The 24291-nt window shown below is 58.2% G+C and carries 27 protein-coding genes and 1 tRNA gene; 15 read left to right on the top strand and 13 right to left on the bottom strand.

Going from position 1 to position 24291, the window contains the following annotated elements:
* Positions 1 to 66 precede the first annotated feature (66 nt).
* On the top strand, positions 67 to 1800 hold the full coding sequence (locus tag HB680_RS01485) for a L,D-transpeptidase family protein (protein WP_213936816.1): 1734 nt from the start codon (positions 67 to 69) through the stop codon (positions 1798 to 1800).
* Between the two features lie 101 nt (positions 1801 to 1901).
* On the opposite strand, the gene HB680_RS01480 is transcribed toward HB680_RS01485, so the two are convergent.
* Together HB680_RS01480 and HB680_RS01475 are read right to left on the bottom strand one after the other, a co-directional pair.
* Entirely contained in the window at positions 1902 to 2645 is a 744-nt protein-coding gene (locus tag HB680_RS01480) for an anti-sigma factor (protein ID WP_213936815.1), read from the bottom strand.
* The gene (locus HB680_RS01475; protein WP_213936814.1) at positions 2638 to 3150 is read right to left on the bottom strand and encodes a sigma-70 family RNA polymerase sigma factor; all 513 of its coding nucleotides are present in this window, start codon (positions 3148 to 3150) and stop codon (positions 2638 to 2640) included. The genes HB680_RS01480 and HB680_RS01475 overlap by 8 nt, the downstream gene beginning before the upstream one ends.
* Before the next feature lie 154 nt (positions 3151 to 3304).
* On the opposite strand from HB680_RS01475, the gene HB680_RS01470 reads away from it, so the two are divergent.
* Positions 3305 to 4273, top strand: a complete 969-nt coding sequence (locus HB680_RS01470; RefSeq protein WP_213936813.1) for a metallophosphoesterase — start codon at positions 3305 to 3307, stop codon at positions 4271 to 4273.
* 15 nt (positions 4274 to 4288) lie between these two features.
* A complete protein-coding gene (locus HB680_RS01465) occupies positions 4289 to 4597 on the top strand; it encodes a cupredoxin family copper-binding protein (RefSeq protein WP_213936812.1) in 309 nt (102 codons plus the stop codon).
* Positions 4598 to 4724: 127 nt separating this feature from the next.
* Here HB680_RS01465 and HB680_RS01460 read toward each other — a convergent pair whose 3' ends face one another.
* Positions 4725 to 5210 (bottom strand): hypothetical protein, encoded by a 486-nt coding sequence (locus HB680_RS01460; protein WP_213936811.1) that lies wholly within the window; start codon positions 5208 to 5210, stop codon positions 4725 to 4727.
* Between the two features lie 158 nt (positions 5211 to 5368).
* Between HB680_RS01460 and HB680_RS01455 the strand changes: the two genes are divergently transcribed.
* From HB680_RS01455 to HB680_RS01440, 4 genes are all read left to right on the top strand, one after another.
* On the top strand, positions 5369 to 6034 hold the full coding sequence (locus HB680_RS01455) for a ribonuclease T2 (protein WP_213936810.1): 666 nt from the start codon (positions 5369 to 5371) through the stop codon (positions 6032 to 6034).
* 235 nt (positions 6035 to 6269) lie between these two features.
* Positions 6270 to 6767 (top strand): PAAR domain-containing protein, encoded by a 498-nt coding sequence (locus tag HB680_RS01450; RefSeq protein ID WP_213936809.1) that lies wholly within the window; start codon positions 6270 to 6272, stop codon positions 6765 to 6767.
* A 3-nt stretch (positions 6768 to 6770) separates the two neighbouring features.
* Complete coding sequence (locus HB680_RS01445) at positions 6771 to 7499, top strand: alpha/beta hydrolase (protein WP_213936808.1); 729 nt, start codon at positions 6771 to 6773, stop codon at positions 7497 to 7499.
* A 1-nt stretch (position 7500) separates the two neighbouring features.
* Positions 7501 to 8022 (top strand): hypothetical protein, encoded by a 522-nt coding sequence (locus tag HB680_RS01440; RefSeq protein ID WP_213936807.1) that lies wholly within the window; start codon positions 7501 to 7503, stop codon positions 8020 to 8022.
* A 579-nt stretch (positions 8023 to 8601) separates the two neighbouring features.
* Here HB680_RS01440 and HB680_RS01435 read toward each other — a convergent pair.
* Positions 8602 to 9453, bottom strand: a complete 852-nt coding sequence (locus HB680_RS01435; protein ID WP_213936806.1) for a LysR substrate-binding domain-containing protein — start codon at positions 9451 to 9453, stop codon at positions 8602 to 8604.
* A 107-nt stretch (positions 9454 to 9560) separates the two neighbouring features.
* On the opposite strand from HB680_RS01435, the gene HB680_RS01430 reads away from it, so the two are divergent.
* Positions 9561 to 10265: a haloacid dehalogenase type II gene (locus HB680_RS01430; RefSeq protein ID WP_213936805.1), complete on the top strand. Its 705-nt coding sequence runs from the start codon at positions 9561 to 9563 to the stop codon at positions 10263 to 10265.
* A 17-nt stretch (positions 10266 to 10282) separates the two neighbouring features.
* The gene (locus tag HB680_RS01425; protein WP_213936804.1) at positions 10283 to 11050 is read left to right on the top strand and encodes an aldolase; all 768 of its coding nucleotides are present in this window, start codon (positions 10283 to 10285) and stop codon (positions 11048 to 11050) included.
* 133 nt (positions 11051 to 11183) lie between these two features.
* Here the strand turns inward: HB680_RS01425 and HB680_RS01420 are convergent, their stop codons facing one another.
* Positions 11184 to 11825: an HAD family phosphatase gene (locus HB680_RS01420; protein ID WP_213936803.1), complete on the bottom strand. Its 642-nt coding sequence runs from the start codon at positions 11823 to 11825 to the stop codon at positions 11184 to 11186.
* A gap of 155 nt (positions 11826 to 11980) precedes the next feature.
* On the opposite strand from HB680_RS01420, the gene HB680_RS01415 reads away from it, so the two are divergent.
* Positions 11981 to 13549: a GGDEF domain-containing protein gene (locus tag HB680_RS01415; RefSeq protein WP_213936802.1), complete on the top strand. Its 1569-nt coding sequence runs from the start codon at positions 11981 to 11983 to the stop codon at positions 13547 to 13549.
* 59 nt (positions 13550 to 13608) lie between these two features.
* Here the strand turns inward: HB680_RS01415 and HB680_RS01410 are convergent, their stop codons facing one another.
* Both HB680_RS01410 and HB680_RS01405 read right to left on the bottom strand, forming a co-directional pair.
* A complete protein-coding gene (locus HB680_RS01410) occupies positions 13609 to 13923 on the bottom strand; it encodes a hypothetical protein (RefSeq protein ID WP_213936801.1) in 315 nt (104 codons plus the stop codon).
* Positions 13924 to 14116: 193 nt separating this feature from the next.
* Positions 14117 to 14704 carry a GNAT family protein gene (locus HB680_RS01405; RefSeq protein WP_213936800.1) on the bottom strand — a complete coding sequence of 196 codons (588 nt, stop codon included), beginning with the start codon at positions 14702 to 14704 and terminating at the stop codon, positions 14117 to 14119.
* A 130-nt stretch (positions 14705 to 14834) separates the two neighbouring features.
* Here HB680_RS01405 and HB680_RS01400 point away from each other — a divergent pair, with 130 nt between their 5' ends.
* Positions 14835 to 15629, top strand: a complete 795-nt coding sequence (locus HB680_RS01400; protein WP_213936799.1) for an exodeoxyribonuclease III — start codon at positions 14835 to 14837, stop codon at positions 15627 to 15629.
* Between the two features lie 122 nt (positions 15630 to 15751).
* Positions 15752 to 16588, top strand: coding sequence for an arylamine N-acetyltransferase (locus tag HB680_RS01395; RefSeq protein ID WP_213936798.1), 837 nt, complete (start codon positions 15752 to 15754; stop codon positions 16586 to 16588).
* Positions 16589 to 16628: 40 nt separating this feature from the next.
* Here HB680_RS01395 and HB680_RS01390 read toward each other — a convergent pair whose 3' ends face one another.
* From HB680_RS01390 to HB680_RS01380, 3 genes are all read right to left on the bottom strand, one after another.
* Positions 16629 to 17054, bottom strand: coding sequence for a DUF4952 domain-containing protein (locus HB680_RS01390; RefSeq protein WP_213936797.1), 426 nt, complete (start codon positions 17052 to 17054; stop codon positions 16629 to 16631).
* Positions 17055 to 17137: 83 nt separating this feature from the next.
* Positions 17138 to 17479, bottom strand: coding sequence for a BrnA antitoxin family protein (locus tag HB680_RS01385; RefSeq protein ID WP_213936796.1), 342 nt, complete (start codon positions 17477 to 17479; stop codon positions 17138 to 17140).
* A 2-nt stretch (positions 17480 to 17481) separates the two neighbouring features.
* Positions 17482 to 17763: a BrnT family toxin gene (locus HB680_RS01380; protein ID WP_213936795.1), complete on the bottom strand. Its 282-nt coding sequence runs from the start codon at positions 17761 to 17763 to the stop codon at positions 17482 to 17484.
* A 256-nt stretch (positions 17764 to 18019) separates the two neighbouring features.
* On the opposite strand from HB680_RS01380, the gene HB680_RS01375 reads away from it, so the two are divergent.
* Positions 18020 to 19537 (top strand): nucleobase:cation symporter-2 family protein, encoded by a 1518-nt coding sequence (locus tag HB680_RS01375; RefSeq protein WP_213936794.1) that lies wholly within the window; start codon positions 18020 to 18022, stop codon positions 19535 to 19537.
* Positions 19538 to 19698: 161 nt separating this feature from the next.
* Here the strand turns inward: HB680_RS01375 and HB680_RS01370 are convergent.
* Positions 19699 to 19774 (bottom strand) — tRNA-Asn (locus HB680_RS01370).
* Positions 19775 to 20001: 227 nt separating this feature from the next.
* Here HB680_RS01370 and HB680_RS01365 point away from each other — a divergent pair.
* The gene (locus HB680_RS01365) at positions 20002 to 20232 is read left to right on the top strand and encodes a hypothetical protein (protein WP_010456061.1); all 231 of its coding nucleotides are present in this window, start codon (positions 20002 to 20004) and stop codon (positions 20230 to 20232) included.
* Here HB680_RS01365 and HB680_RS01360 read toward each other — a convergent pair.
* Entirely contained in the window at positions 20229 to 20429 is a 201-nt protein-coding gene (locus HB680_RS01360; RefSeq protein WP_213936793.1) for a hypothetical protein, read from the bottom strand. The genes HB680_RS01365 and HB680_RS01360 overlap by 4 nt on opposite strands.
* Positions 20430 to 20664: 235 nt before the next feature.
* Positions 20665 to 21861 carry an amino acid aminotransferase gene (locus HB680_RS01355; RefSeq protein WP_213936792.1) on the bottom strand — a complete coding sequence of 399 codons (1197 nt, stop codon included), beginning with the start codon at positions 21859 to 21861 and terminating at the stop codon, positions 20665 to 20667.
* Between the two features lie 338 nt (positions 21862 to 22199).
* On the opposite strand from HB680_RS01355, the gene uvrB reads away from it, so the two are divergent.
* A complete protein-coding gene (gene uvrB, locus HB680_RS01350) occupies positions 22200 to 24215 on the top strand; it encodes an excinuclease ABC subunit UvrB (protein ID WP_213936791.1) in 2016 nt (671 codons plus the stop codon).
* The last annotated feature ends 76 nt before the right edge of the window (positions 24216 to 24291 follow it).

Below are 24291 nucleotides of genomic sequence, written 5' to 3'. Positions count from 1 at the left end.
ATTAAGTTATTTCGAGTTTAGCAGGGCAAACGACAAGTGCTGAACGCACGAGATTAAGGATTATCCATGAGGCAACTATCAAGGTTATTCGTCATAAGCCACGTCTTTTTTATGGGCTTTCTGATCAGCGGCACGGCCTTCGCTGAAACTTCGCCGATTGCGGTGGAAACTCCGTCGATCAGCATGATCGAGGCGATACCCGACGATAACGTCGCCCAAGAGATTCACGCGGTGTTGGAGCCGTTGATCTCGGCGTTCCCACCGCTGCAGACCCGGCCGCGCCATCAGCGCATCGACGTTAACCGTGTGGTTCTGGATTTCTATACCCATCGGCAGTTCCGGGCGGCCTGGACCAACCCGGACGACGTCACGCAGTTGTTGAAGAGCCTCAACGACACGCAAATTGATGGGCTGGAGCCAACCGATTTTCGCGGCGATGATTTGGCCATGGCCCAGGCGTCGATGCAGAACACGGCGCCAACGCCGGCACAGCAAGCAGCCTTTGACCTTGCGGCGACCCGCACTTATCTCACGGCATTGCTGCAATTGCGCCGGGGCAAGGTCGATCCTGCGCGGTTGGACATGCATTGGAATTTCGACATCACTGGCGCCGATCCCCGGGATGATGTGAATAACTTTTTCACCGCGCTGGACACCCATGACGTCGCCCGCGCCTTTGCACAGGCCCCGCCACAAGAAGCGGTGTACGTCGGTTTGCGCGAAGCCCTGGCGCAGTTGCGCAAGATTCGCGACCGTGGCGGCTGGCCGAGAATTACCGAAGGACAGTCACTCAAACCCGGAATGGATGGCCCCGCGGTGGCGCAGTTGCGCGCGCGTTTGGCCGCGGGTGGTTATCTGGATTCGAAACACAGCAAGAACAATGATTACGACGATGCCGTGATCGCTGCCGTGAAGAAGTATCAAACCGAGCAGTATCTGGGCGCGGATGGCGTGGCCGGGGTGACGACTCTCGCGGCGTTGAACGTGCCGGTGCAGGCGCGTATCGATCAGGTGCGGGTCAACATGGAGCGGGCGCGCTGGCTGCTTTATAAGCTGCAGGGCACATTCGTGATTGTTGATATCGCCGGCTATAAAGTGGCGTTGTATCGCGACGGCCAACCCGTTTGGCGTTCCCGGGTGCAGGTCGGTAAACCGTTTCGCAGTACGCCGATCTTCCAGGCCGAGATTACTTACGTCACGTTCAACCCGACCTGGACCGTGCCGCCGACGATTCTGAAAGAAGACGTGTTGCCGAAAATCCTGAGTAACCCGAATTACCTCAGTGCCAACCGGATCCGTCCGCTGGATCGGGAAGGCAATGTGCTCGATCCGGCGACCATCGACTGGAGCAATCCGCGGGGCATCACTTTGCGTCAGGATGCGGGGCCGGAAAACTCGTTGGGTCAGGTGGTCATCCGCTTCCCCAATGATTACGCGATTTACCTGCACGACACACCGCACCGGGAATTGTTCGCGAAGAACGTTCGCGCCACCAGTTCGGGCTGTATCCGGGTCGAGAATCCGTTGCAGTTGGTGGAGTTGCTGTTTAACGATCCGGTGCGCTGGAACAGTGCCGGGATTCAAAAGCAACTGGCCAATGGCAAGACCGAGAACATTCGTTTGCCGGTGAAAGTGCCGGTGTTGCTGGCGTATTGGACGGTGGACATGGGCAGCAACGGGCGGGTGGCGTTTAAACCGGATGTGTATGGGTACGACAACCCGGTGTTGAAGGCGTTGAATTCGCCGGTGAAGTTGCCGGCGCTGGATTTGCAGGCAGCGGTGGGGCAAGTCAGGCCATAGCCGCCCCGTAGGAGCTGCCGCAGGCTGCGATCTTTTGATCTTGATCTTAAAAGTCAAAAGACCGCAGCCTTCGGCAGCTCCTACGGGGTTATTTGATCACCTCAGGCGCCGCTCCTGAGCAACTGCCCAAGCGCCTCAAGCTCACTTTTCTCCACATCCGAAACCATCACAAACTGCATGTGATTCTCTTCCCACGACACCACGTTGAACCCCCGAATCGACCGCGTTTTCGGCGGTTTGTCCGCTTCAGTCGTCGGCAGGATAAACACATTGATGATGTGCTTGGCCCGCCCATAACTCAGCGCCGCCGTGGTCTGATGTTGCAGATAATCCAGCCGCCCACCCAGCAGCGGAAACCCCTGCGCCGCGTAATCGGACACCGGTGGCGAGAAGTCGAGTTTGCCGGTGAACCAGGGCTTCACAGTGTGCCGGTCAGACGACACCACATCATTCAAATGCTCGCCCATCAACGATCGGACATGGCTCGAAACGGCTTCGTCCATCAGCGGTTGTTCGCTGCCAGGCGTTGCCACGTAAAGCACCATCGCCAAGGCCAATGCGGCCACTGAAAACGCAGGCGCGAACCATGTTCGCCAGCGTTCGACAGCGCTGCTTCGTGGCGCAACAGCGGCTAACACGTTGGCAGTCAACGACGCCGGCGCCGAGTAGTACGGCGCATGCCGCTTCACGTTGACCGTCAGCAACCGCGCCTCATCAAGTAACCGCGTGCACTCGGCACACCCGGCCAAATGCTCGGCCACATTGGCCGTCATTGCCGAGTCCAGTTCCTTGTCCAGATAGCCGTGAACCAGCGTCTGGCAAACCGTGCAGTCGAGTTTATTCATGATCGTGCATCTTCAGTAGTTCGAGCTTGAGCATGGCGCGGGCCCGGGCAAGTCTCGACATGACGGTGCCGATGGGGATGTCGGCCACCAGGGCGATGTCCTTGTAGGGCATGTCTTCGAGTTCCTTCAGAACAATTACCTCGCGAAAAATCGGCGGCAAGGCGCACAGGGCTTGCTGGATCAGCACCGCGTTTTCCGTGTGGATGGCCAGCAGTTCCGGGGTTTGGGTGTGGCTCAGCGCCGTATCGTCTTCGGGCAGTTCATCGCCAATGGCGACCCAATGCTGGCCCGCCGCTGCTTTGAGCCAGGTGTAGCTTTCGTTGCGCACGATAGTCAGAAACCAGGCTTTCGGATTGCCATCGGCGAAGCGGTGCAGGAATCTGAAGGCGCGCAGGGCGGCTTCCTGCACGACATCGCGCGCAGCGCTGTCGTTGCCGGTGAGCCAGCGCGCGAGGTTATAGGCCGCGTCCATGTGCGGCGCAAACAGCTCCTCAAATCGCTTCATAGTGTTTCTCGTACCTTCACCCCCCTATAACTGTGATGCGCTGTGTTTTATTCCCGGGAAAAAACTTATTTTTCGACGTGGAATAAAGACCCGTCCTACTCGGTTGTACCTCGTGTCAGCTACATCACTGTAGTCCGCCAACGAGGGCAAACCGATGGACATTCAATCAAAACATCAACGCCGCACCGACGGCCCGCTGAGCATCGATCGTCGAACGCTGCTCAAGTGTTCCGCGTGGGCTGGGGCCGGTGTGCTCTGGGCCTTAAGCGGCGGCGTTCCGCGGGCCTTTGCGCTGGACAGTTCCGGCAACGTCACTGACCCCAAGGCATTGGCCAGTACCTTCCATTTTGTGCAGATCAGCGACTCGCACATCGGCTTCAACAAGGAAGCCAATCCGGAGCCGGTGAAGACCTTGCAAGTGGCCATCGACAAGGTCATCGCCCTGCCGAAACGGCCGGCGCTGATCCTGCACACCGGCGACATCACCCATCTGTCCAAAGCGGAAGAGTTCGACACTGCGGCGCAACTGCTCAAGGGCTTGCCGTCCACGATTCATTACGTACCGGGGGAGCACGACACCCTCGACGAGGGCGGCGGCAAGCTCTACCTCGAGCGTTACGGCAAGGGCACCAAAGGCAACGGCTGGTACAGCTTCGATGATCACGGCGTGCATTTCATTGCGCTGGTGAACGTCTTCAACTTCCAGGCGGGCCGTGAGGCGAACCTGGGCGCCGATCAACTCGCCTGGCTCGCCGATGATTTGCGCGCCGTGAGCACCAGCACGCCGATTGTGGTGTTTACCCATATTCCGTTGTGGACGATTTATCAGCCGTGGGGCTGGGGCACCGAGGACGGCGATCAGGCGATTGCGATGTTGCGCAAATACGGTTCGGTGACGGTGCTGAACGGGCATATCCACCAGGTCATCCAGAAGGTCGAAGGCAACATCACCTTTCACACTGCACGCGGCACGGCTTATCCACAGCCCGCACCGGGCACCGCGCCGTCGCCGGGGCCGATGACCGTGGCGGCGGATCAACTGCGCAATTATCTGGGGCTTACCGATGTGCGCGCGACACAGGGCGAGCATCCGCTGGCGCTGATCGATTCGACACTGGTTTAAGGGGAGGGTGCGAGGATGAAAAAGTTATTGCTGACGGTGATGTGGCTGATGCTATCGACGCCGGTATGGGCTCAAGACGTGAAAATCGATATCAAGGAATTCATGTTCGGTCCCAAGGACATGACCGTGACCGTGGGGACCAAAGTGACGTGGGTGAACGATGACCAGATCCCGCACACCGTGGCGGAAACCCACAAAGTGTTTCGCTCCGGGGCGCTGGATACCAATGACAGCTTTTCCTACGTGTTCAACACGCCGGGGGAGTTTGAGTATTTCTGTACGCTGCATCCGCAGATGATCGGGAAGATTGTGGTCAGCCAGTGAGCAGGAGCATCACCGAATTCCTGTGGGAGCGAGCCTGCTCGCGAAGAGGCCAGCACATCCGACATGGATGGTGACTGGCACACCGCTTTCGCGAGCAGGCTCGCTCCCACAAGGGAAAGTGTGAGGCTTAGAGATCCAGCCCTTCCTGGATCACCGACAGCAGATTCACTTCAGTCAACGCCACCGCATCCGGTTGTTGCCCGGATTGCTCGATCGACTGCAACCACCACTGGGTTTCGCCGTGTTCGCTCACAGTCCGCAGCAAGGGAATCTCTTTGCCCTTGAGGTGAATTTCAACCCGACCTTCGCCGTCGGCAGTGAAGCGCACGATCGGCACGAAGGTGAGGCTGTGGTGGTTGCCTTCGATCAGCAGTTGATCGATGGAGTAGGCGTAAGTCGCGCCTTCAGGATGGCGCTCGAAAACATGGGTGGGGTTACGTCGGATGCTCAGGCCAGCCTCAAGCAGCGGCTTCAGCCACGCTTCGATCTGGTGATACATTGCGTACACTTCGCCCGGCCAACTGTCGATTGCCTGATCGGTGCCGACGGCTGCGTCGGCGCCGGAATACCGGGTTTCTCTCAGTTTTGCGGCGAGCTCGTCTGCCTTACTCATGTCGATTCCCTGTCGTGATGTAAGAGTGATCATAGCGCTATCAAGGTAATGCACGTTTTGCCGTGCGTCATGCGATTGAAACACCGGCGTGACAAAACAACCCTTGGCCGATCGTCGGCCAAGGACTCAAACCATCATCATTCCCAAGGAGTGGGTATATGAAAAAGCTTTACGCAGTCATCGCAATCCTCGCGATAACGTTCGGCAACATCGGGCTGAGCAGTGCCCGGCAATCCCAGCAAGGCAAAGCGCCAGTCGAGTCGGTGGCCGGGGTGTTCGATTACTACCTGCTGACGCTGTCCTGGTCGCCGACCTTCTGCCTGACCCACAAAGACGACGCGCAATGTTCCGGCAAAGGCTACGGTTTTGTCCTGCACGGCCTGTGGCCGCAATACGCCAAGGGCGGCTGGCCGGAGTCGTGCCCGCCGATGGTGGCGTTGTCACCCGCCGAGCGGACACAAGGGCTGACGCTGTTCCCGACCCCGAAGTTGCTTGAACACGAATGGGCCAAGCACGGCACCTGCAGCGGCCTCGGCGCGAAGGGTTATCTGGACGCGGCGGACAAAGCCGTCGGTGCGGTGAAAATCCCGGAGCAGCTGCAACCCTTCAGCAGCACCCATTACTTCCAGGCCCAGGAAATCGTCAACCTGTTCCGCCAGAGCAATCCCGGGATTGCGGCGGACGGCATCGCAGTGATCTGCAACGGCCCCGAGCTGTCGGAAGTGCGGGTGTGCATGGGCAAGGACCTGGGGTTTGGCGCGTGTGGCAAAGGCGTGAAGACGTCGTGTCGTGACGGGGATATCCGGGTTCCGCCGTCGCGCTAAATCAGCCGGTTAAACGTAGACCCTGTGGGAGCGGGCTTGCTCGCGAAGTCGGTGTGTCAGTCAACATGTCTGCTAAAGACACACCGCTTTCGCGAGCAAGCCCGCTCCCACAGGATTTCCACGGTTCAAATTTTTTGGCGGTCCCTGAAGTCTACGTTTGAACAAATCCGCCACTTCCCTCATCCTTGCGCACTTGTTCAATGGATTGTCAGAAAAGCCTGCAAGGAGCTTGTGCATGAGCGGAAAACCCGCCGCCCGCCTCACCGACCCCACCGCTTGCCCGCTACCGGGACACGGCACCAATCCCATCGCCAGCGGTTCGCCCAATGTGAATTTCGATGGCTTGGCCGCTGCGCGCATGACCGATAAATCGGCCTGCGGCAGTCCGATTACCGGCGGCGTCTCCGCCACGGTGTTCATCAATGGCTTGAACGCCGCAACCCTCGATAGCGTCGGTGGCCACGGCAATGTGGTCACTGGAGGCTCGGGCACGGTGATTATTGGCGATGCCGTTGTTACTGCCCCGTTCACCGGGCTATTGCCGATGCCGGTCAACTTCACAGACAAGTTGAAACTGGTGAACGCAACGACCGGCGAGCCGATGCCGAATCACCCGTACATGATTCAGCGTGCGGATGGGCGCCAAGAGCATGGCGTGTCTGACGCGTCGGGGTTCACCCACACGATCAGCTCGCACCTTCCCGAAAGCATCAAGCTGTTTTTGGAGGAGTGAGGCATGGCGGGTGAAACGGTTACGTGCGCGAAAGGCAATACGTATAAGCAGCAAAGTGAACATACGCTGACGGACAAGAAGGATGTCAGTGAAAAGACTGTGCCGATTGAGAGTACCAAGGCAATTGTTATTTTCGTGGGCGGGGCTGGGGATAAGGAAAGTTACTATTTCTCGGGTCCTTTCCGAAATGTTCTCCAAGCGCGGACATCGTTCGATAAGCGCACTAGTACCTTGAAAGACGAAGGGAAGTATAAATCTGAATGGGTTGGCTACAATGATGTCAGAGGCAAAAAAGATATTCAGAAAAATGTGTTGGCTTTAATTCCGTATAAGAGCTGCCCGGTATATATTGTCGGGCATAGTCTGGGTGGTTGGAACGGTGCCCATCTGACGAAAATAATGTCGGATTGGGGTTATAAAATAAAAATGTTGATCACCCTGGATCCTGTTGGTGAGGGTGCTTTAGTCTGGTTAGGCTCAGATATCTATATGGATAAACCCTCTCCCGTTGCTGAGAACTGGATTAATGTAAAGGCGACGCCTTCGACTCCGGATGACTCAGATGGGGTGGCGGATTTTGGTGAAAAATGGATTATTGATTGCGGCCCTTCCATAAATGCCAATGTAGATGCAAATCATTATAATGCTAATGCGTTGTTTGCTAAGCCGATCTCAGGAGCGAAATCTGCTAGTGACTTGCTGTTTGAGTCGATAATGAAGGAGTTTTCATGATATGAAAAATTCTTTCCTTCTATTAGTGCTTGTCCTGGTTTCTTCTTGTGCCAAGGATCATCGGATTCCAACTGCCAATCTGAGCTATGTGTCCATTGAACGAGAAGATCAATCCTCTCTATATGATATTCACTACAGGTCAGACATTAACTTTTTGGATCTCTTTGGCAAGGGTGAGGGGGAGGGCGTCGCATCTTCCATACTTGAATGTGCGCTTGGCGATGACCAGGATATTTCCGTGGAGCGTTTTCGGCAGCTTTCAGCGTATGGATTGATTGAGACGGATCAGGTCAAAACAGATGGGCAGAGCTATCGTTATGTTACGAGTGCTTTTTTTAAGAGGACTATAAAAAATGGCACTGGAGATGATGACTTATCTATAAAGGAAATAAATTCAATTCTTTCGAATAAGAGTAGTATTCCTTGCAAAGCTGTACTCACAGCGTATGGCTATAAGCCTTATTACTCAAATGTTATGAATGTGCCCGTGGCTGACCTGCTGCGCGAGGTCAATAAACCATGAGTCAGTTGCGTTTATTCATGATTGTAGGGCTTGCCCAGAATGAAGATCTGAATGTGGCTGCTTCTAGCTATGATATGTTCGTCTTGCGTAAAAGAGCATAATAAGTCATCTGCAATTATAGAGTTTTTGTCAGTCAAACGGGAGGAAGGGGTTCCACTGTACGATATCAGTTTCAGTTCCAATATTGATCTTCAGGATATTGATGGGCGAGGATAAGGGTTGAGGCAGGCTTCAACTAATCTTATCTGTGCGTTGGAAAGTGATAGTGATTTCACTGTTGGCAACACGATAGAACGCTCAGCTTATGGTTTGATTGAAAAGAACACTGCCGGTCTTGCTCGGGGGCGTTCAATTATGTCACCCGTGCCTTTTTGAGCGAAACACGCAGTAAAGGCACTTCCCGAAGAAATCTTTCTGGGAGTGAATTGAATTCAATTCTGGCAAACAAATCAGACATCCCCTGCAAAGTAGTCATCACTGCTTATGGCTACAAACCCTACTATTCAAACACCCTGTACATTCCCACTGCCGATCTCCTACGCGAAATCAACAAGCCCTGAAAAAAACGGAGGCGCGCTTTCAGCCCCGAACCTCCCCACCCAACGCCCCCCGCAAAAACTCCACCAACCCCCGCTGCATCCCGGTCAACGTGCCCTCACCACTGACCAACGCCAACTCCGACGGCGGCAACTCCGGTAAATCCGTACACACCGTATGCTCCGGCAATACCGCCGACGTCGGTAACACGGAAACCCCCAACCCCGAAGCCACCGCTGCCTGAATCCCGGTCAAGCTATGGCTGCCAAACGCCACGCGCCACGGTCGCTGAGCCTTGTCCAGCAAGCGAATTGCCCGCTGCCGGTAAATACACCCCTGAGGAAACAACGCCAACGGCAACACCCCATTGGCCGAATCCACTCCCGCGCCTTTCACCCACACCAACACTTCCGGCCAGGACGCCCAGCACGGTCCGCTGTCCGGCTCGCGTTTGATCAGGGCGATGTCGATATCACCGGCGTCGAGTTTCTGCTTGAGGTCGAGGCTCATGCCGCTGATGGTTTCCAGTCGCGCCTGGGGTCGGGCCTGGCTGAACCCGGCGAGAAGCACCGCCATGCGTCGGGCGTCGAAGTCTTCCGGCACGCCGAGGCGCAGGATCTCCAGATCGACATCGCTGGCCAAGGCTTGCACCGCTTCCGAGGACAGCGCCAGCAAGCGCCGGGCATACCCGATCAGCCGTTCGCCATGTTCGGTGACGCTGACGTTTTGCCCGGTTCGATCACGAATCAGCAGAGGATGCCCGACTAACTCTTCCAGTTTGCGCAGCTGTTGGCTGACGGTGGACTGAGTTCGGTGTACGCGCTCGGCGGCGCGGGTGAAGCTGCCTTCATCGACCACGCAGACGAAGCTCTTGAGCAATTCAAGGTCAAGCATGGCGGACTCCTGATATTCGATTTTCAACTGAGGTTGCTGGATAGATTTAATTTCACACTAACACCAAGCACTCATAAGCTGAAGTCCACACCTCAGAGGATCCTCCCATGACGCTCCAGCACACCCCGCGCCCCGAATGGTTGACCTTCGATTGCTACGGCACGTTGATTCAGTGGGACGAAGGCTTGAAAGCCGTGGTCGCCGAGATTTTGCGTGACAAGGGTGATCATTCGGTCGATGCCGATCGCCTGATTGCGGTGTACGACCGGCATGAACATCGGCTGGAGCAGATCCCGCCGCACCGTTCGTTCCGTCATTTGAGCACCCAGGGCTTGCAACTCGCCCTGGAAGAGTTGGGGCTGGCGAGCCTGCCCGAAGACAGCCTGCGGCTGGTCGAGGCGATTCCGCGGATGCCGCCCTTTCCCGAAGTGATCGAGACCCTGGCGCAGCTCAAGGCCATGGGCTTCAAGCTGTGCATCGTGTCCAACACCGATGACGACATCATCGCCGGTAACGTCGCGCAACTCGGTGGGCATATCGATCGGGTAATCACCGCGCAACAGGCCGGCGCTTACAAGCCGAATCCACGGCTGTTTGACTACGCTCATGAGCAACTCGGCGTACGGCGTGATCAGGTGGTGCATATCTGCGCCAGTCCGACGCTGGATCACGCGGCTGCCCGGGACATGCAGTTCCGCTGCGTGTGGATCGACCGTGGCACCGGTCGGCAATTGCTGCCGGATTATCGACCCGATGCCATCTTGAGCACGCTGGATCAGGTCGTGCCGTTGTTCACTTCACTTGGCTGGTAACTCACGGAGTCGTCGCTATGGCACACACCCTTGCAGGCAGTTCTCGCCCGGCACATTACGCCGACCTGAATCTGGATTCGGAGGCTGCCATTACCGCCCGCACGGAACTGGCGGCGTGCTTCCAGCTGGCGGCATTGCACGGTTTGGAGGAGGGCATCTGCAACCACTTCTCCGCCATGGTGCCGGGCCGCGATGATCTGTTTTTTGTGAACCCTTATGGGTATGCGTTCGCCGAGGTCCGCGCCGAGAATCTGTTGGTCTGCGACTTCCACGGCAATGTCGTGGCCGGTGAAGGGCAGCCGGAGGCGACGGCGTTCTACATTCATGCGCGGCTGCATAAACAATTGCCGAGGGTGAGGGTGGCGTTTCACACCCATATGCCGAATGCCACGGCGTTGTGTCTGCTGCAAGGCCCGCCGCTGCTGTGGCTGGGGCAGACGGCATTGAAGTTTTACGGACGCACGGCGGTGGATGAGGACTATAACGGCCTGGCCCTGGACGAATCCGAAGGCGACCGGATTGCCAGCGTGATGGGCGACACCGATATCCTGTTCCTGAAAAATCACGGTGTGATCGTTGCCGGACCGACCATCGCCGAGGCCTGGGATGATCTGTATTACCTGGAGCGCGCCGCCCAAGTGCAGTTGATGGCGATGGCGAGCGGGCGCGAGCTCAAGCCGATACCTCACGAAATTGCCCAGCGCGCTTATGAGCAGATGCGCCTGGGGGATGCCGAGAGTGCGCGGGCGCATTTGCAGAGTGCGATGCGCAGGTTGGGCATTTAGCTTTGTGGTGACTGGAGGGGCCTCTTCGCGAGCAAGCCCGCTCCCACAGTGGATCTTCAGTGAGCACAAATTTTATGTGCGGCACAGATCCACTGTGGGAGCGGGCTTGCTCGCGAATGAGTTATCCCCAATGTCAGCCTGCTTGAACCGGCAACCCCAACGCCACCAAATCCTCGCGCAACTGCGCCGCGCTGAAGAACTGCACCGCATGAAACCCCTCGCGCTGCGCCCCATCGATGTTCGGCCGGTGATCATCAATGAACACCGCGCGACGGCAATCAACGTCATACCGTGACGCCAGCAACTGGAAAATCTCCGGCGAAGGCTTGATCACGCCTTCGGCGCCGGACACCAGAATGCCTTCGAATCGCTGCAAGAACTCAAAACGCTCAAGGGCAATCGGGAAGGTTTCGGCGGACCAGTTGGTCAGCGCCAGCAGCCGGATGCCGTTGGCGTGCAGTTCATCGAGAATGGCCACCGTGTCTTCGATCGCGCCGCCGAGCATTTCTTCCCAGCGCTCGCGGTAGGCGCGGATCAGCGGTTCCTGGTCCGGATGCCGGGCGATGGCTTCCGCGGTCGCTTCCTGCCAGGTTCGGCCCTGGTCCTGTTGTTCGTTCCAGGCGGTGTGGCAGACCTCCGCCAGGAAGGTTTCCATCGCTTCTACGTCGTCGCCGAACAATTTTTTGTAAAGGTTTCTGGGGTTCCAGCGGATAAGTACATTACCGAGATCGAAAACGGCGGTATTGATGGCGACCGGGTGAGACTGAGCACTCATGTTTTCCTCCATGGGTAAACCTGTGGGACAGGTCCTGAGGCCTTTGATCCTAGCAGAGCGGGTTTGCCATTGGCCCCGGATGACCCCGTAGACTAAGCTCACAAAAAATAAGGGCTTTGGGCCTTCGCCCATGCCGTGCCCTCCAGGAAACACTTTTGCCTATCCCCATTCACGACACGCACCATGCCCCCGGCGCACTGAAACGCTTGCCTCTGCTCAAGGCGGCGGCGTTTTTTATCGCGGCGGTGTGTCTGTGCCTGTGTGGTTTGTTGTACCTGCAATTGGAGCAATCGCGGCGCCATGACCTGGCGTTGGCGGAAATCGCGTCATCGAATCTCACTCGGGCCATGGCGCAGCAGGCTGAAGACACGTTCATGAAGGCCGATCTGGTGCTGACCAGCCTGGCGGACTGGATTCAAGTCGACGGTTACGACTCGACCGAGTTGCCGCGCCTGCACAAAACTTTCGTTCAGCGGGTGCAGGCACTGCATCAGTTGCACGGGATTTTTCTGTTCGACAAACAGGGTCAGTGGGTCGTGACCTCGTTCCAGGACTTGCCCCGGGGTTCGGGCGTGATGGACCGCGAGTACTTCAAATTCCACCAGCAGAACGTTTCGTCCCTGGCGCACATCGGGCCGGCCATCCGCAGTCGCGAGAACGGCGAGTGGATCATTCCGGTGACCAAGCGCGTCAATGACAAGGATGGCAATTTCCAGGGGGTGTTGCTCGCCGGCATCAAGATGGCGTACTTCGATCAGTTCTTCAAAAGCTTCAGCATTGATGAGCATGGGTCGATGTTTCTGGCGCTCACGGACGGCACCTTGCTGGCGCGGCGGCCATTTGTGGAATCGCAGATCGGCACGTCGCTGGCCCAGGGCGCGATTTTCCAGAGGCACTTGCCCAGCGCCAACTCGGGCAACGCGATGATCGGCTCGGTGGTCGATGGCACGGTGCGTCTGTATGGCTACCGTCAGTTGGAAGCCTATCCGTTGGTGGTGTCGGCAGCGTCTTCAAAGGACGCGATTCTCAAGGACTGGTACGCCACGGCATTTCAATCCAGCGTGATTGTTGCGTTGGTGGTGCTGGGTGTGGGGCTGTTCGGCTGGGTGTTCATTCATCAGGTGCGCGACGGCGGGCGGATCGAAGCCGACCTGCGCCAGGCCCAGGAAGCGCTGGAGTTGATTGCGACCCACGACAGCCTGACCGGCCTGGCCAACCGACGCCTGTTCGAGCGGGCGCTGGACATCGAGTTCGGCCGTGGTGCCCGACAGGCGAGCCCGTTGAGCCTGGTGATGCTCGATATCGATTTCTTCAAGCGCTACAACGATACTTATGGCCATGTGGCGGGGGATCATTGCCTGGCGGAAGTGGCGCGAGCGCTGAAGAGTTGTTGTCATCGCAAGGCCGATCTGGCGGTGCGCTATGGCGGTGAAGAATTCGCGGTGCTGCTGCCGGATACTGACATTCACGGGGCACTGGTGATTGCCGAGCAGATCCGTCGCAGCGTCATGGACAAGAACATCACCCACAGCGGCTCGCCCACCGGGTATGTGACCGTCAGCCTGGGCTGCTATTCGTTTGTGCCGACCGGACGGGATAGCATCGAAGTCTTTATCCAGCGTGCAGACGCCGCGTTGTATCAGGCCAAACACTCTGGCCGAAATCGTTCGGCGGTGCTGTCGATGGAGGGCGGCGTCGAGGCGTTGATGCGTTCGGATCGTTGAGTCGGTGAACAGGCAGGCCCTGATCCTGATCATCAAAATCAGAAGCTGCCTTTACGCGTTCAGCTGCCCGTGCCACCGCCGGCTCCGCCCGTCCCGCCACCAGCAGCGCCCGTGCCACCACCCGCGCCAGAACCGCTGGTGCCACCATTGCCACCATTGACGCCAGAACCTGTGCTCGAAGAGTTAGTGCCGTTGTTGCCTTCCTTGCCACCTGACGGTGCGCCGGGCGTGCTATTGGGCGGCATTGGCGAATCGCTGACCCCTCCGGACTTGGTGCCGGTGGCGTCAGGCGAATCGTCGGCGGCGAAGCTGGCCAGTGGCGCAGCGCACAGCAAGCCTGCGAGCAGCAATGAGGTGATTTTTTTCGTGATCATGGTACGTCTCCAGAGTTGAGTCGTTACCTGATATTGGTGTCGGAGGGCGCGCGATTGGTGCCGAAAACATGACGAATGGCGATGTTCCAATGTGGGAGCGAGCTTGCTCGCGAAGGCAGTCTGTCAGTCACATTAATGCAAGATGTGCCGACGCTTTCGCGAGCAGGCTCGCTTCCAAAGTCAATTTGTGGTGTTAGCGAGAGGTGGGCTCGGCCAGTTTCTTTTCCAGATGCTGGCGAACCTGCGGCCACTCATCATCAATGATGCTGAACCGCACCGAGTTGCGCTTGCGTCCGTCCGGCATGATCCGTTCGTGGCGCACGATGCCTTCCTGCTGTGCGCCCAGCCTGAGGATGGCGTCGCGTGACGTCTGGTTGTTTTCGTCGGTGGTGAATTGCACGCGCACGCAATCGAGCGTTTCGAAGGCATGACGCAACATCAGGTATTTGGCTTCGGTGTTGACGAAGGTTTTCTGCCAACTGGCGGCGATCCAGCTGCTGCCGATTTCGAGCTTGCGGTTGAGTCGGTCGACTTTCCAGAACCGTGTCGAGCCGATGACCTGGCCCGTGTCTTTGAGCACGATGACAAATGGCAAAACGGTGCCGGTATCGCGACCATCAAGCGCTCGCTTCAGGTAGCTGTCGACGGTGGTCGGGGAGGGCACGACAGTGACCGTCAGGTTCCACAATTCGCCGTCCCCGGCCGCCTGGACCAGAGCGTCGGCGTCGGTGTATTGCAGGGGGCGCAGGATGATTCGGTGGCCTTCGAGGCTGGTTTCCATGACGTCGCTGTTCTCGGCAAATCAGGCAGGGTGTCGGGCGCCTATTACGCGGCACATTGCTTTGTCGGCGCAACCACCAGAACGGGCTGGTGTCACACGCTAGACACCTCGTTGCCGGGAGCCTTGGCCGATGAAGAATTTGCGAATCGCGACGTTCAACGTCAACGGCCTGCGGGCCCGACTGCCCAGCCTGCTGGCCTGGCTGGCGCGAGAACAGCCGGACATTGTCTGCCTGCAGGAACTCAAATCCCTCGACAGTGCGTTCCCGGCCGCCGACCTGGAAGCTGCCGGTTACGGCGCGATCTGGCAGGGCCAATCGTCCTGGAATGGTGTCGCGATTCTGGCCCGGGATGCGCAACCGCTGGAGAGCCGTCGTGGTTTGCCCGGTGACGACAGCGACACTCAGAGCCGTTATCTCGAAGCAGCCGTTCATGGGATTTTGGTGGGGTGCCTGTATTTGCCCAACGGCAACCCGCAACCGGGGCCGAAGTTCGATTACAAACTGGCGTGGTTCGAACGCCTGATCAGTTATGCGCAAGCCCTCCAGGTCAGTGATCACCCGGTGGTGCTGGCCGGCGATTACAACGTGGTGCCCACCGACCTCGACATCTACAACCCGCGTTCCTGGCTCAAGGACGCGTTGCTGCAACCCGAAAGCCGTGAGTGTTATCAGCGACTGCTGGACCAGGGCTGGACCGATTCCCTGCGGCATCTTTATCCGGAAGATCGCCTCTACACGTTCTGGGATTATTTCCGACAGCATTGGCAGAAAAATTCCGGGCTGCGTATCGATCATCTGCTGTTGAACCCCGCGCTGAGTCCGTATCTGCACGAGGCCGGCGTCGATGCCTGGGTGCGCAACGAGCCCCATGCCAGTGACCATGCGCCGACGTGGATTCGGCTGGGGACGCGCAAGCGCCGTTGATCGCCGTTGATATTGGCGTGACCGACGATTGGCTAAATCAATTGTCGGTCCAGCCGCTTTATCCCTTATATATGGCGCCCATCGGCGGAGTGATCCGCGGCCCCGCGCATAAGGACTGAGCAATGAGCGAGCCACGCCTGAAAAATCTGAATCTGTATTTACAACGCTTGGGTTTCAACGCGCCTCCCGCGCCAACACTGGAAACCCTGCGTCAACTTCAACTGCGCCACACCGGTGCTTTTCCGTTCGAGAATCTCACGACGTTGTCGGGCGAGCCGGTACTTATCGACTTGCCTTCGGTTGAGCACAAAGCCCTGCGCCAAGGTCGCGGTGGCTACTGCTATGAACTGAATAATCTGTTCCTGGCTTTGCTGCAGGAGCTGGGCTTTGACGCCCGCGGCATCAGCGGTCGCGTGGTGATGGGGCAGCCTGAAGGCGCGTGGACGGCACGCACTCACCGCTTGAGCCTGGTGATTCTGGATGGCGTGCGCTACATCACCGACGTCGGCTTCGGCGGCATGGTGCCCACCGCACCGCTAATGCTGGATATTACTGACGAGCAATCCACCCCCCACGAACCTTATCGCCTCGAACAACATGCCGACGGTTACACCCTTCGCGCGAAGGTCGCTGATGAGTGGCGGCCGATGTACATCTTCGACCTGCAACGCCAGGAAGACATCGATTACACCATTGGCAACTGGTACGTCTCGACCCATCCAGAGTCGTCCTTCGTCAAACAATTAATGGTGGCGCGCACCGGGGAAGGCTGGCGGCGGACCCTGAACAACGGCAGCTTTGCGATCCACCGGATCGGCAGCGAGAGCGAACGCCGCCAGGTCGAGGAGGTGGATGAGTTGATTGCGCTGCTGGAAGCAGAGTTCGGGATTCGGGTGCCGGTCAATGCCCGGTTGCGGCAGGTGCTCAAGGGGTTGATTGCGCCGAAAGAACAGGCCTGACCGAGTCTTCTTTCTCGTGGCGATCGTCGTCAGACGGGCTTCAGGGATCCTCAGCATAGGCATCGACGCTGATGTAAAAGTGGGTGATGGATGGCCAGGACTTCCGATCGTGGACCAGCGTCTCTTCTGATCCCATCCCGATAAAGTAACCAATGTCGGTCTGCTTATCTCGATAGAAATGCGCCGTCGATTCCCATATGCAACACACTCGCTTGAGCGCTGGCAGGCCAAATTGTTGCTTGAGGTGTTTTTCAGCTTTGGCTGCGTTGGCCCCCGACACTTGGTAACTTGCCGAGAACGGCTGCCCTTGGCGATCGACTGATTGCTCGCACCCTTGAAACTCGATAAACGCAGGTTTGTTGCCGAACTTGGCCAGAAAATCGTCACAGGCGAGTTCGGCTTTGGCAGCACTGGCGAAGATCATTAACAGGGCCGCTAGAAGCCTGAGCAGGGATGGGTGTTTCAATGATTTCTCCGTCAACAGATCGCAACTATTTCCTTTAGTCACCGCCCACGCATCCATTCCGGGCGGTGCGACGAAGTTGTTAACTAGGGGCGGACATCCGGTTCCATCACCCGATGGATTTCACTGAGGGCGTCTGCGAGTTTTTTCTCGAGGCATTTCAGGTCGGTCGCCGTGACGCCTTTTTTGAGATGACCGCCGCTGACACCGCAGTGTGGGTCGGTCTTCGCGGCTTGCCCTTTATCGCTGAGCAATACCTGGCGCAACGTATTGTTGATGACGGTCTGATAACCGAACCCCTCGTTCTCCGCGAGCGTGCGAGCCGCCTCGATAACGGCATCATCCAGCATGATGGTAATGCGGGTCTTGCCTTTGCTGGAGGCAATCGCCCCGCGCTTGGCGTTGCTGAAGTCGTACTCGTCTTTCATGGTCATGCCTCCCTGTATTGGCGGCGCTCGTTTCTGGTGGCGATGCGCGCGGAAATAATTCGAACGAAATTCGGGTCACGCCAGGTGTAGGCAACCACCAGCACACGACTTTTGGCGTCCTGCCCCACGATGATCCATCGCTGTTCATCGTGATCGCCGTCCTGCAATGTCAGGACTCGCTCGTCATCGAACACTGGCTCGGTTTCTGCAAGGCTGATACCTCGATGCTTGAGTTTGTTGGCCGCATTTTTTGCTTTGTCGTACTGAATTTCGAATGGCTTCATTATGCATACTTTATATGTATAAAAAAGAGGGCATCCGTGCCGGCGGTCGCCATGAAGGAAAAAGATTAGCGGGAGAAGGGAGGTAGGCCGGGATGGATGTATTGCAAGGTTTTAGAGCGGTTGGTTGCGCGGCGCGACGGTCAGGAGGAACAGATGTCCATAATCTGACCGATTAGTTGTATACAACTCTATAGACATTTGTCCTGAGTCTTGCATACAGTGTGCGCATAACAAAAACCAGGGAACCCCCCCAACCATGAAAACGCCCCATGTTTCACACCAACGGCCCGAGGATGAAAACCTTGGGATCGGCGCGAATATGGCTTACGGCCTGCAACACGTTCTGACCATGTACGGCGGCATCGTCGCGGTGCCCTTGATCATCGGCCAGGCGGCCGGGCTCTCGCCGGCGGACATCGGTTTGTTGATTGCTGCTTCATTGTTTGCGGGGGGCTTGGCGACATTGCTGCAGACCCTCGGGTTACCGTTTTTCGGTTGTCAGTTGCCGCTGGTGCAGGGCGTGTCGTTCTCTGGCGTCGCGACCATGGTGGCAATTGTCAGCAGCGGCGGGGAGGGGGGCTTCCAGTCGATCCTCGGGGCAGTGATCGCTGCGTCGTTGATCGGATTACTGATCACGCCAGTGTTCTCGCGAATCACCAAGTTCTTCCCGCCGCTGGTCACGGGCATCGTGATCACCACCATCGGCCTGACGTTGATGCCGGTAGCCGCACGCTGGGCCATGGGCGGCAACAACCATGCCCCGGATTTCGGCAGCATGGCGAACATCGGTCTGGCAGCGGTGACCCTGGTGCTGGTGCTGCTGTTGAGCAAGATCGGCAGCGCGACCATCTCCCGTCTGTCGATTCTGTTGGCCATGGTCATCGGCACGGTGATTGCGGTGTTCCTCGGCATGGCGGACTTCTCGTCCGTCACCCAAGGGCCAATGTTCGGCTTCCCGACACCGTTCCACTTCGGCATGCCGACCTTTCACTTTGCCGCGATCCTGTCGATGTGCATCGTGATCATGGTGACCCTTGTGGAAACCTCCGCCGACATCCTGGCGGTGGGCGAAATCATCGGCACCAAGGTCGATTCCAAACGCCTGGGCAATGGCCTGCGCGCTGACATGCTGTCGAGCATGATCGCGCCGATCTTCGGTTCCTTCACCCAAAGCGCCTTCGCCCAGAACGTCGGACTGGTGGCCGTGACCGGCATCAAGAGCCGCTTCGTGGTGGCTACCGGCGGCATCTTCCTGGTGATCCTCGGCCTGTTGCCGTTCATGGGTCGGGTCATTGCCGCTGTGCCGACGTCGGTGCTCGGCGGTGCCGGCATCGTGCTGTTCGGCACCGTGGCCGCCAGTGGCATTCGGACGCTGTCCAAGGTTGATTACCGCAACAACGTCAACCTGATCATCGTCGCCACCTCCATCGGCTTCGGCATGATCCCCATCGCCGCGCCGAACTTCTACGACCACTTCCCGAGCTGGTTCGCGACAATCTTCCACTCGGGCATCAGTTCGTCGGCGATCATGGCCATCGTGCTGAACCTGACCTTCAACCACTTCACCACCGGCAATTCGGACCAGCAGTCAGTGTTTGCGGCCGGTACCGAACGCGTCCTGCGCTATCAGGACCTGGCGGCGTTGCGCGAAGGCGATTACTTCAGCGAAGGAAAGCTGCATGACTGCGACGGGAAGGAAATCCCGATCATCGAGGCCGACCATGGGCATGCAGAGCCAAGGGCGGTGCATTCGAAAAGTGGGGAGCATGTCTGACGGCAGGTACACGCTAAAAGGGCTGTAGATCAAAAGATCGCAGCCTTCGGCAGCTCCTACGCGTCTGTGGGCGCCGCCGAAGGTTGCGATCTTTTGACTTTCCATAGTCCACAAAAAAGCCCCTGAACCTTTCGATTCAGGGGCTTTTCGGTATTTCTGTCTGGCTCCACGACCTGGACTCGAACCAGGGACCCAGTGATTAACAGTCACTTGCTCTACCAACTGAGCTATCGCGGAATGGCGTGTATGTTACTGATTCAAAAAGAGAAGTCAAGCATCCATTGCCAACTTCATCGATTCAGTGGCGCCAAGGGTGTTTTAACGCTCATTGGCGGTTACCAGAACCGTAGCAGAGGTCTACCATAGCCGCCCGGAAGTGGTGACACGCGCTGCCGGCCATTCGCCGAAAAGGTACGCGCCATGAATCATCCAGCACTCACATCGCACAACAACGGGGTGTTCGCATGAGCATCGCCCAGATCAGCTTGCCCAAAGGTGTCGGCCCTCACGCCGAGAAACTGTTCGACGCCATCACTCAGGCCAGCACCGCCGACGATTTGAATCGCGCCGGTGGCAAGGCCGAAGGCTTCGTCCTGGGTCTGGAAAGCGCCAAGGCCATCAAAAGCCAAGTGGCCGAATCGCTTTACGTGGCGTATGACGACGCCGCCAGCCAACGCGCAACCGAACTGGCTTAACCGCCGAAGGTGAAGGTGCCGAGCATCAGCTTGGCATACAGCGAGGTGGCGGCCAGTTGCACCAGCCACAAGGCCAGGCCACCGAGAAACACGCCGGCCGCCACTTGCAGCACCAGGTTGTTGCCGCGTTTGGTCGGGGTGCGGGGCACGAAATGGTCCAGCTCGTCCCGGTCAGCGCGTAGGTCATCGTTTTTCATGTGGGTTCTCGTCGATATTCGGGTGTACACAAAACCCTGTGGGAGCGGGCTTGCTCGCGAAGAGGGCGTGTCAGTCGACATCGATGTTGCCTGATACACCGCATTCGCGAGCAAGCCCGCTCCCACATTGGATCTGTGTGCAGTTTAGAGGGCGCAGACATCGCTTTGACACTTATCTGAGACAAATAAAAAACGGGAAGCCAATCGGCTTCCCGTTTTCGTATCAAGCAAAAACTCAGATCACCGCAACGATGGCCTTGGTCACTGCCTCGATATTGCTCTGGTTCAGTGCAGCCACGCAGATGCGGCCAGTGTCCAGTGCATAGATGCCGAACTCGCTGCGCAGGCGGGTCACTTGCTCAACGGTCAGACCGGAGTAGGAGAACATGCCGCGTTGGCGACCGACAAAGCTGAAATCGCGCTGTGGCGCTTGCTTCGCCAGCGCCTCAACCATCTGGATGCGCATGCCGCGAATCCGCAGGCGCATTTCGGCCAGTTCTTCTTCCCACTGGGCGCGCAGTACCGGGCTGTTCAGCACGGCGGCGACGATGCTGGCACCGTGGGTCGGCGGGTTGGAGTAGTTGGTGCGGATCACGCGTTTGACTTGCGACAGGACGCGCGCGCTTTCTTCTTTCGATTCGCTGACGATCGACAGGGCGCCCACGCGCTCGCCGTACAACGAGAACGATTTGGAGAACGAGCTGGACACGAAGAAGGTCAGGCCCGATTCGGCGAACAGACGCACAGCCGCCGCGTCTTCGTCGATGCCGTCGCCAAAACCCTGGTAGGCCATGTCGAGGAACGGTACGTGCCCCTTGGCTTTCACCACGTCCAGCACGTTATTCCAGTCCGCCGGGCTCAGGTCCACGCCGGTCGGGTTGTGGCAGCAAGCGTGCAGCACAACGATCGAGCCGTTTGGCAGGGCGTTCAGGTCTTCCAGCAGGCCGGCGCGGTTAACGTCGTGGGTCGCGGCGTCGTAGTAGCGATAGTTCTGCACCGGGAAACCCGCGGTTTCGAACAGCGCGCGGTGGTTTTCCCAGCTCGGGTCGCTGATCGCCACGATGGCGTTCGGCAGCAGTTGCTTGAGGAAGTCGGCACCGATTTTCAGTGCGCCCGTCCCGCCAACGGCTTGGGTGGTGAGGACGCGACCGGAAGCGATCAGTGGCGAGTCATTGCCGAACAGCAGTTTTTGCACGGCCTGGTCGTAGGCGGCAATCCCGTCGATGGGCAGGTAGCCACGGGAAGCGTGCTGAGCGACGCGAATCGTCTCGGCTTCGACAACGGCGCGCAGGAGTGGAATTCGCCCCTCCTCGTTGCAGTAAACACCGACCCCCAGGTTGACCTTATTGGTACGGGTATCGGCGTTGAATGCTTCGTTGAGGCCCAGGATTGGATCGCGTGGTGCCATTTCGACAGCGGAGAACAGGCTCATTTTTGCGGCGGCTCTGAATGGAGTGTGGAGGGACGTGTCGCGCTCCAGCCGAATGCACTAGAGCGGTGCACAAACGGGGAGCTAGTATAGAGGCCATCTGCGATTGATGGCGACAGACGATTCGCCTTTTTGGTTAAGTTTTTCCGATTATTTTTCGACCGTTAGTCGATTGGCAGCGTCAAAGACTTCGAGGGATGTAGGACGTTTGCCTTGAAAGCGCGGGCAATCGGCTCCACATTGAGCTCAATCCAGTTTTTTCCTCGGGCGACGTCAGTCGTTTGCGGCTATTTTCGTTCCTGTCCGGTTTGGCCGTGCTGGCGCGATTCCAGAGGTATTTCATGTCTGAATTCCAGCTAGTCACCCGCTTCGAGCCCGCCGGCGATCAGCCGGAAGCCATCCGCCTGATGGTCGAGGGCATCGAGGCCGGGCTGGCGCACCAGACGTTGCTCGGTGTGACCGGCTCGGGAAAGACCTTCAGCATTGCCAACGTGATCGCCCAGGTGCAGCGTCCGACCCTGGTGCTGGCGCCGAACAAAACCCTGGCCGCGCAGTTGTACGGCGAGTTCAAGGCGTTCTTCCCGAACAACGCCGTCGAATACTTCGTTTCCTACTACGACTACTACCAGCCCGAAGCGTACGTGCCGTCGTCCGACACCTTCATCGAGAAGGATGCCTCGATCAACGATCACATCGAGCAGATGCGTTTGTCCGCAACCAAAGCGTTGCTGGAACGCAAAGACGCGATCATCGTCACCACGGTGTCCTGCATCTACGGTCTGGGCAGCCCGGAAACCTATCTGAAAATGGTTTTGCACGTTGATCGCGGCGACAAGCTCGATCAGCGCGCCTTGCTGCGGCGTCTCGCCGATCTGCAATACACCCGCAACGACATGGATTTCGCCCGTGCGACGTTCCGCGTGCGCGGCGACGTGATCGATATCCACCCGGCGGAATCCGATTTTGAAGCGATTCGCATCGAGCTGTTCGATGACGAAGTGGAGAAAATTTCCGCGTTCGACCCGCTGACCGGCGAAGTCACCCGGCAGTTGCCGCGTTTCACCTTCTACCCGAAAAGCCACTACGTGACGCCTCGGGAGACCCTGCTCGGCGCGATCGAAGGGATCAAGGTCGAGCTTCAGGAACGCCTGGACTACCTGCGCACCAACAACAAACTGGTGGAAGCCCAACGTCTGGAGCAGCGCACCCGTTTTGACCTCGAGATGATCCTCGAGCTGGGTTACTGCAACGGCATCGAAAACTACTCGCGCTACCTGTCGGGCCGTGAGTCCGGCCAGGCGCCGCCTACCTTGTTCGACTACCTGCCGGCCGACGCCTTGCTGGTGATCGACGAATCCCACGTCAGCGTGCCGCAGGTCGGCGCGATGTATAAGGGCGACCGTTCGCGTAAAGAAACGCTGGTGGAATACGGCTTCCGCCTGCCGTCGGCGCTGGATAACCGGCCGATGCGTTTCGACGAGTTCGAACAAATCAGCCCGCAGACGATTTTTGTCTCGGCGACGCCGGGCAACTACGAGGCGGAGCACGCCGGTCGTGTGGTCGAGCAACTGGTGCGTCCGACCGGTCTGGTGGACCCGCAAATCGAAATCCGCCCGGCGCTGACCCAAGTCGACGATCTGCTCTCGGAAATCGGCAAGCGCGTGGCGCTGGAGGAGCGGGTGCTGGTCACCACGCTGACCAAGCGCATGTCCGAAGATTTGACTGACTATCTGGCCGACCACGGCGTGCGCGTGCGTTACCTGCACTCGGACATCGACACCGTGGAGCGGGTCGAAATCATCCGCGACCTGCGCCTCGGCACCTTCGACGTGCTGGTGGGGATCAACCTGCTGCGTGAAGGCCTGGACATGCCGGAGGTGTCGCTGGTGGCGATTCTTGATGCGGACAAGGAAGGTTTCCTGCGTTCCGAACGCTCGCTGATCCAGACCATCGGCCGGGCGGCGCGCAACCTCAATGGTCGGGCGATTCTGTATGCCGACCGGATTACCGGCTCCATGGAGCGGGCGATCGGCGAGACCGAGCGTCGTCGCGACAAGCAAATCGCGTTCAACCTGGCCAACGGCATCACGCCCAAAGGCGTGTTCAAGGACGTCGCCGACATCATGGAAGGCGCCACCGTACCGGGCTCGCGCAGCAAGAAGCGCAAAGGCATGGCCAAGGCCGCAGAGGAGAGCGCCAAGTACGAAGCGGAATTGCGTTCGCCGGGAGAAGTCGCCAAGCGCATCAAAGCCTTGGAAGAGAAGATGTACGCGTTGGCGCGGGATCTGGAATTCGAAGCGGCGGCGCAAATGCGCGATGAGATTGGCAAGTTGCGGGAGCGGCTGATCTCCGTTTGACAGACCCCTGTAGGAGCTGCCGAAGGCTGCGATCTTTTGATCTTTGCCCTTAAACAAAATCAAAAGATCGCAGCCT

Source organism: Pseudomonas sp. dw_612, assembly GCF_018449725.1.
Lineage (GTDB): Bacteria > Pseudomonadota > Gammaproteobacteria > Pseudomonadales > Pseudomonadaceae > Aquipseudomonas.
Note: the sequence above shows the minus strand (reverse complement) of the source record. Positions and strands in the feature narration are given on the sequence as shown.

Excerpts from the sequence above, each read along its gene's own strand:
- HB680_RS01480 (WP_213936815.1), bottom strand. The coding sequence starts at position 2,645 with ATGAATAAACTCGACTGCACGGTTTGCCAGACGCTGGTTCACGGCTAT.
- HB680_RS01450 (WP_213936809.1), top strand. The coding sequence starts at position 6,270 with ATGAGCGGAAAACCCGCCGCCCGCCTCACCGACCCCACCGCTTGCCCG.
- HB680_RS01380 (WP_213936795.1), bottom strand. The coding sequence starts at position 17,763 with ATGAAGCCATTCGAAATTCAGTACGACAAAGCAAAAAATGCGGCCAAC.
- HB680_RS01375 (WP_213936794.1), top strand. The coding sequence starts at position 18,020 with ATGAAAACGCCCCATGTTTCACACCAACGGCCCGAGGATGAAAACCTT.
- HB680_RS01400 (WP_213936799.1), top strand. The coding sequence starts at position 14,835 with ATGAAGAATTTGCGAATCGCGACGTTCAACGTCAACGGCCTGCGGGCC.
- uvrB (WP_213936791.1), top strand. The coding sequence starts at position 22,200 with ATGTCTGAATTCCAGCTAGTCACCCGCTTCGAGCCCGCCGGCGATCAG.
- HB680_RS01460 (WP_213936811.1), bottom strand. The coding sequence starts at position 5,210 with ATGAGTAAGGCAGACGAGCTCGCCGCAAAACTGAGAGAAACCCGGTAT.
- HB680_RS01445 (WP_213936808.1), top strand. The coding sequence starts at position 6,771 with ATGGCGGGTGAAACGGTTACGTGCGCGAAAGGCAATACGTATAAGCAG.
- HB680_RS01405 (WP_213936800.1), bottom strand. The coding sequence starts at position 14,704 with ATGGAAACCAGCCTCGAAGGCCACCGAATCATCCTGCGCCCCCTGCAA.
- HB680_RS01355 (WP_213936792.1), bottom strand. The coding sequence starts at position 21,861 with ATGAGCCTGTTCTCCGCTGTCGAAATGGCACCACGCGATCCAATCCTG.
- HB680_RS01425 (WP_213936804.1), top strand. The coding sequence starts at position 10,283 with ATGGCACACACCCTTGCAGGCAGTTCTCGCCCGGCACATTACGCCGAC.
- HB680_RS01420 (WP_213936803.1), bottom strand. The coding sequence starts at position 11,825 with ATGAGTGCTCAGTCTCACCCGGTCGCCATCAATACCGCCGTTTTCGAT.
- HB680_RS01365 (WP_010456061.1), top strand. The coding sequence starts at position 20,002 with ATGAGCATCGCCCAGATCAGCTTGCCCAAAGGTGTCGGCCCTCACGCC.
- HB680_RS01430 (WP_213936805.1), top strand. The coding sequence starts at position 9,561 with ATGACGCTCCAGCACACCCCGCGCCCCGAATGGTTGACCTTCGATTGC.
- HB680_RS01475 (WP_213936814.1), bottom strand. The coding sequence starts at position 3,150 with ATGAAGCGATTTGAGGAGCTGTTTGCGCCGCACATGGACGCGGCCTAT.
- HB680_RS01455 (WP_213936810.1), top strand. The coding sequence starts at position 5,369 with ATGAAAAAGCTTTACGCAGTCATCGCAATCCTCGCGATAACGTTCGGC.
- HB680_RS01410 (WP_213936801.1), bottom strand. The coding sequence starts at position 13,923 with ATGATCACGAAAAAAATCACCTCATTGCTGCTCGCAGGCTTGCTGTGC.
- HB680_RS01435 (WP_213936806.1), bottom strand. The coding sequence starts at position 9,453 with ATGCTTGACCTTGAATTGCTCAAGAGCTTCGTCTGCGTGGTCGATGAA.
- HB680_RS01385 (WP_213936796.1), bottom strand. The coding sequence starts at position 17,479 with ATGAAAGACGAGTACGACTTCAGCAACGCCAAGCGCGGGGCGATTGCC.
- HB680_RS01465 (WP_213936812.1), top strand. The coding sequence starts at position 4,289 with ATGAAAAAGTTATTGCTGACGGTGATGTGGCTGATGCTATCGACGCCG.
- HB680_RS01395 (WP_213936798.1), top strand. The coding sequence starts at position 15,752 with ATGAGCGAGCCACGCCTGAAAAATCTGAATCTGTATTTACAACGCTTG.
- HB680_RS01470 (WP_213936813.1), top strand. The coding sequence starts at position 3,305 with ATGGACATTCAATCAAAACATCAACGCCGCACCGACGGCCCGCTGAGC.
- HB680_RS01360 (WP_213936793.1), bottom strand. The coding sequence starts at position 20,429 with ATGAAAAACGATGACCTACGCGCTGACCGGGACGAGCTGGACCATTTC.
- HB680_RS01485 (WP_213936816.1), top strand. The coding sequence starts at position 67 with ATGAGGCAACTATCAAGGTTATTCGTCATAAGCCACGTCTTTTTTATG.
- HB680_RS01440 (WP_213936807.1), top strand. The coding sequence starts at position 7,501 with ATGAAAAATTCTTTCCTTCTATTAGTGCTTGTCCTGGTTTCTTCTTGT.